This is a genomic window from Methylobacterium sp. WL18 (assembly GCF_008040015.1).
Classification (GTDB): domain Bacteria; phylum Pseudomonadota; class Alphaproteobacteria; order Rhizobiales; family Beijerinckiaceae; genus Methylobacterium; species Methylobacterium mesophilicum.
Genome location: NZ_VRVD01000304.1, coordinates 1 through 5,508, shown reverse-complemented (window position 1 = coordinate 5,508; position 5,508 = coordinate 1). Strand labels below are relative to the sequence as shown.

At 68.7% G+C, this 5,508-nt stretch carries 4 protein-coding genes; 2 read left to right on the top strand and 2 right to left on the bottom strand.

Annotated elements, in window-relative coordinates; genetic code table 11:
- Positions 1–139 precede the first annotated feature (139 nt).
- Both FV228_RS19050 and argB read right to left on the bottom strand, forming a co-directional pair.
- Complete coding sequence (locus FV228_RS19050) at positions 140–895, bottom strand: pyrimidine 5'-nucleotidase (RefSeq protein WP_147856055.1); 756 nt, start codon at positions 893–895, stop codon at positions 140–142.
- Between the two features lie 240 nt (positions 896–1,135).
- A complete protein-coding gene (gene argB / locus FV228_RS19045) occupies positions 1,136–2,029 on the bottom strand; it encodes an acetylglutamate kinase (protein WP_147856054.1) in 894 nt (297 codons plus the stop codon).
- A gap of 330 nt (positions 2,030–2,359) precedes the next feature.
- Between argB and FV228_RS19040 the strand changes: the two genes are divergently transcribed.
- A complete protein-coding gene (locus tag FV228_RS19040) occupies positions 2,360–3,715 on the top strand; it encodes a UDP-glucose/GDP-mannose dehydrogenase family protein (RefSeq protein WP_147856053.1) in 1,356 nt (451 codons plus the stop codon).
- Positions 3,716–4,084: 369 nt separating this feature from the next.
- Positions 4,085–5,508, top strand: a 1,424-nt coding sequence (locus FV228_RS19035; RefSeq protein ID WP_246693954.1) for a polyketide synthase, incomplete at its 3' end; no start/stop codon positions are given.

The window sequence follows — 5,508 nt, the reverse complement described above, 5'->3', positions numbered from 1 at the left end:
AACCTCATCCGCACCGCATCCGACACGGACAGCCTCAAGACCCGCAGAAAAGCCGCCGCTTGGAACCACGACTACCTCAGAGCCATCGTCACTCAGACCGCCTGATCCCCTTCAAGCGATCGCCCTGCCGGTCGCCGCGTCAGGGGCGATCCGCGGCCGTGGAGCCCCGCGTCGCCACCGGCAGCACGCAGGCCGACAGGAAGGCGGCCAGATCGTCCGTGATGTGGTCGATGTGGGGCTCGCGCACCGCTTCCTGCTCGAAGGCTTCGCGGTAGGGATCGACGATCTTGGGGACCACCAGCACGGTGGCCATGCCGAGATCATGCGGCACCGCGAGGTTGCGGGCGATGTCCTCGAACAGGGCGGCCCGGGTCGGCTCGACCCCGTGGGCGTCCAAGAAGCGTTCGTAGGTCGAGCGCTCGGGCTTCGGCACGAAGTTGGCGGCCGCGATGTCGAACACGTCCTCGAAATGGTCGAGGATGCCGAGCTTGGCCGCGACGTTCTCGGCGTGGCGGCGCGACCCGTTGGTCAGGATCAGCTTGCGCCCGGGCAGCCGCTCGATCGCGTCGCCGAGGCTCTGGTCGAGCTTGATCGTCGAGTGATCGATGTCGTGAGCGAAGTCGAGGAAGTCGTGCGGATCGACCCCCTCCTCCGTCAGCAGCGCCGTCAGGGTCGTACCGTAGCGGTGGTAGAAGTATTTCTGCAGGGCGCGGGCCGAGATGCCGTCGATCCCGTAAAGCCGCATGACATAGAGCGTGATGCGCTCGTCCACCTGCGGCCAGACCTGCGCGTCGCTCGGATAGAGCGTGTTGTCGAGGTCGAACACCCAGGTGTCGACATCGGCGAACCCGCGCGACGCGGGGGTGGTGAACTGGGCTTTCTCCGGGTGGTGCACCGTGTCCCTTTGAAATCCTGATCCCTCGGATTCTAGAACCATGCCCGGTCGCAGTGCAATCGGATGCGGCTCGAAACCCTCGGTGCGACGCGGCCCCGACCGGCGATCCCTCCGGAATCGGCGGCCGGGTACGGCCAGGCTTGCAGCGCGGGCTTGCGCGAGGCTGAGCCGGGACGACGACAATGCGCGAGCGGCGCGGGCGTTGCCGCGTCCGATCCGCCCATCGCCGTCCCGACGAGGTCAGCTCCGGCGGATAAGGGTGCCGGCGCCGTAATCGGTGAACAGCTCCAGCAGCACCGCGTGGTTGACCTTGCCGTCCAGGATGACCACCGCCTCCACGCCCCGCTCGATCGCGTACATGCAGGTCTCGATCTTCGGGATCATGCCGCCCGTGATCGTGCCGTCGGCGATCAGGCGCCGGCAATCCTCCACGGTCAGCTCGGGGATCAGCTTCTTGTCCTTGTCGAGCACGCCCGGGACATCGGTGAGCAGCAGCAGCCGCTTGGCCCGCAGCGCCCCCGCGATGGCACCCGCGAAGGTGTCGGCGTTGACGTTGTAGGTCTGCCCGTCCGCCCCGTAGGCCACCGGCGCGAGGACCGGGATCAGCTCGGCCTTCAGCACCGCGTCGAGGACGCCGCGCTCGACATGATCCGGCTCGCCGACCAGGCCGAGATCGACCGTCTGCTCGGTGTGATTCTCGGGGTCGATGACGGTCTTCATCGCCCGCTTGGCGCGGACCATGTTGCCGTCCTTGCCGCACAGGCCGATGGCCCGGCCGCCCTCCGCCGAGATCCAGCCGACGATCTGCTTGTTGATCGAACCGGCCAGGACCATCTCGACCACCTCGACGGTGGCCTCGTCGGTGACCCGCAGGCCGCCGCGAAACTCGGATTGGATGCCGAGCCGGTCGAGCATCTTGCCGATCTGCGGGCCGCCGCCGTGCACCACGATCGGCTTCACGCCGGATTGCTCCAGGAGGACGATGTCCTCGGCGAAATCCTCGGCCGCCGCGCGGTCGCCCATGGCGTGGCCGCCATACTTGATGACCACGATCTCCTGGTCGTAGCGCTGCATGTGGGGCAGCGCCTGGGCCAGGACTTCGGCGCGCACGTGCACGTTCGGCAATTCGGTCATCGCGGTCCTTCGCCGATCCTATGAATGGGGCTTGGTCCTATGAATGGGGCCTGGCGGCGCGCGGTCTCGCCCGGCCGGCGGGCGCGCTTCTACAGGAAGCCGACCGCGCTGCGAAGCCGCGAACGCATGCGCGGAGGGCGCGCGACGGCGACAAGCTTCGGCCGCCGTCAAGCCGGACCTGTCGGCGTTGTCAAAAAACAGTCGTGTTTCCGCGGTGTTGCATGCGCGGAATGGAAACGGGCGCTGCCGAGCGGCCCGGGTTGCATCGCCGCCGGTCTCGGATCATGCTGCAGTGCAGCGAGCCGCACGGCGGGTTGCCGGGAGGACCGGATGCGGATTGCGATGATTGGGGCCGGGTATGTCGGCCTGGTATCCGGGGCCTGCCTCGCCGATTTCGGCCACAGCGTCGTCTGCATCGACCGCGACCCGGACAAGATCGCCAGCCTGAACGCCGGCCGCATGCCGATCTACGAGCCCGGGCTCGACGCCCTGGTCGCCGAGAACGTCCGGCAGGGCCGGCTCGCCTTCGGGACGAGCCTGCGGGAGGCGGTGGCCGAGGCGGACGCGGTGTTCATCGCGGTGGGGACGCCCTCGCGGCGCGGCGACGGCTTCGCCGACCTCTCCTTCGTGTTCGATGCCGCCCGGGAGATCGCCGGAGCGCTCACGGGCTTCACCGTGGTGGTGACGAAGTCGACGGTCCCGGTGGGCACCGGCGACGAGGTCGAGCGGATCATCCGCGAACGGCGGCCAGAGGCCGATGTCGCCGTGGCGTCGAACCCCGAGTTCCTGCGCGAGGGCGCGGCGATCTCGGACTTCAAGCGCCCGGACCGGATCGTGGTCGGCAGCGAGGATCCCCGCGCCGAGGCGGTGATGCGCGAGGTCTACCGGCCGCTCTATCTCAACGCCGCCCCGATCGTCGTGACCAGTCGCCGCACGGCGGAGCTGACCAAGTACGCCGCCAACGCGTTCCTGGCCGCCAAGATCACTTTCATCAACGAGATCGCCGACCTGTGCGAGGAGGTCGGCGCCGACGTCCAGCAGGTCGCCCGCGGCATCGGCCTCGACAACCGGATCGGCGGCAAGTTCCTGCATGCCGGCCCCGGCTACGGCGGCTCGTGCTTCCCGAAGGACACGCTGGCTTTGGTCAAGACCGCCCAGGATGCCGGGACGCCGCTGCGGCTGGTCGAGACCGTGGTGGCGGTCAACGACCAGCGCAAGCGCGCCATGGCCCGCAAGGTGATCAAGGCCTGCGGCGGCAGCGTCCGGGGCAGGACCGTGGCCCTGCTCGGCCTGACCTTCAAGCCCGACACCGACGACATGCGGGAGGCGCCGTCCCTGTCGATCGTGGCCGGCCTTCAGGATGCCGGCGCCAAGGTGCGCGCCTATGACCCGGAGGGGATGGAGCAGGCCCGGCCGCTCCTGCCCGGGGTGGACTTCGCGCAGGACGCCTACGCGTGCGCGGAGGGCGCGGACGCCCTCGTGATCGTCACCGAGTGGAACGCGTTCCGGGCGCTCGATCTCGACCGGCTGCGCCGGATCATGGCGCCGGCCGGGTCCGCCCCCGTGCTCATCGACCTGCGCAACATCTACGATCCCGTGACGGCCGAGCGCCACGGTTTCACCTATCGCGGCGTCGGACGATCCAAGGATAGCGCCAAGGCTTATGCCGCTCCGGGGACGTCTTGAACGTTGGCGGACCAGCGATCAGCCGTGCCGTTGCCGTTCTAGATCTGCAGGCTGCTGCAAAGATCTCTTTGGAAAACCCTCGCGGCCCCGGTAGACGGGCTCCGTCCGCCGACGCGCAACTGTGGCATTTCGATGGTCGCGCGACCGTCTCAACAGGCGGTCATGCCGAGCAAACTTGGCATTTCGGCCGTTGGCATTGGAGTGCAGCCTGATGAATACATGTCACAGCGCCGCGCAATCTGCCCGGGCAGGGATGACCTTGCCTGGGGGCAGGTTGGACACCGCAATGGTGCCACAGTAAGGGGTGAGACGGTACTCACTCGTCGCGAGCCGAGCCGACTTCCGATAACGAGCGTGTGCGAACCGAACGTGACACAACGTACAGACATTGCGATCGTCGGACGCGCATGCCGACTGCCCGGGGCCCCCAGCGTCGACGGGCTATGGCAACTCCTGTCCGAGGGACGCTGCGCCGTCAGCAAGGTTCCCAGTGACCGCTTCTCCCTCGACCGGTTCGCGCATCCGCGCGCCCAGGAGCGCGGGAAGAGCTACACCTGGGCCGCTGGCGTCATCGACGACATCTGGTCGTTCGACCCGGCCGTGTTAGGCATCTCGCCCCCCGAGGCCGAACAAATGGATCCGCAGCAGCGGATGCTGCTGGAGCTGACCTGGGAAGCCCTGGAGGATGCGGGTCTGCGTCCGTCGAGCGTGGCCGGCAGCAACATTGGCGTGTTCGTCGGCGCCTCGTCGCTCGATTACGGCAACCTGCGCATCCTCGACGCGGCCTCCGGGGACGCCTACGCGGCCACAGGCAACACGCTCTCGATCATCTCGAACCGCATTTCCTACATCTTCGACCTGAAGGGCCCGAGCTTCACGGTCGACACGGCCTGCTCGTCCTCGCTGGTCGCCTTCGACAACGCCGTGCAGGCGATCCAGTCGGGCCGGGTGGACACCGCGGTCGTGGCCGGCGTCAACGTGCTGGCGAGCCCGTTCAACTTCATCTGCTTCTCCACCGCGCAGATGCTCTCGCGCACCGGCCTGTGCCAGGCGTTCTCGAAGAACGCCGACGGCTACGTGCGTTCCGAGGGCGGCGTGGTGTTCGTGCTGCAATCGGCCGAGGCCGCGCGGCGCAACGGCGCCACCGTGCGCGCCCGGATCGTGGCCTCGGGCATCAATTCCGACGGCCGCACCACCGGCATCTCGCTGCCGTCGGGCTACGCCCAGGGCGCCCTGCTGGAGCGCGTGTACCGCGACGCGGGCATCAGCCTCGACGACCTCGCCTTCATGGAAGCGCACGGCACCGGCACGCCGGTGGGCGATCCGATCGAGGCCTCGGCCATCGGGACCAAGCTCGGCGTCGGCCGCCAGGCGCCGCTGCCGATCGGCTCGATCAAGACCAACATCGGCCACACCGAGCCGGTCTCCGGCCTCGCCGGCCTGATGAAGGCGACGCTGGCGCTGGAGCACAACCTCGTGCCGCCGTCGCTGCACGCGGCCGAGCTGAATCCCGACATCCCGTTCGACGAGCTGAACCTCCGCGTCGTCCGCGAGGCCCTGCCGATCACCCGCGGTCCGCGCGAGCGCTATGCGGGCGTGAACTCCTTCGGCTTCGGCGGCACCAACGCGCACGTCGTCATCACCGACGGCAACGTGGGCGCGCAGGCGGCGGAGGCCGCCCCGGCGCCGACCGCCCAGGTTCTGCTGCTTTCGGCCCAGACCCGCGCTGCCCTGAACGAGCTCGCCCTCGACTATGCCGAACGTCTCGAGGCTGAGCCCGAGCGGGTCGCCAC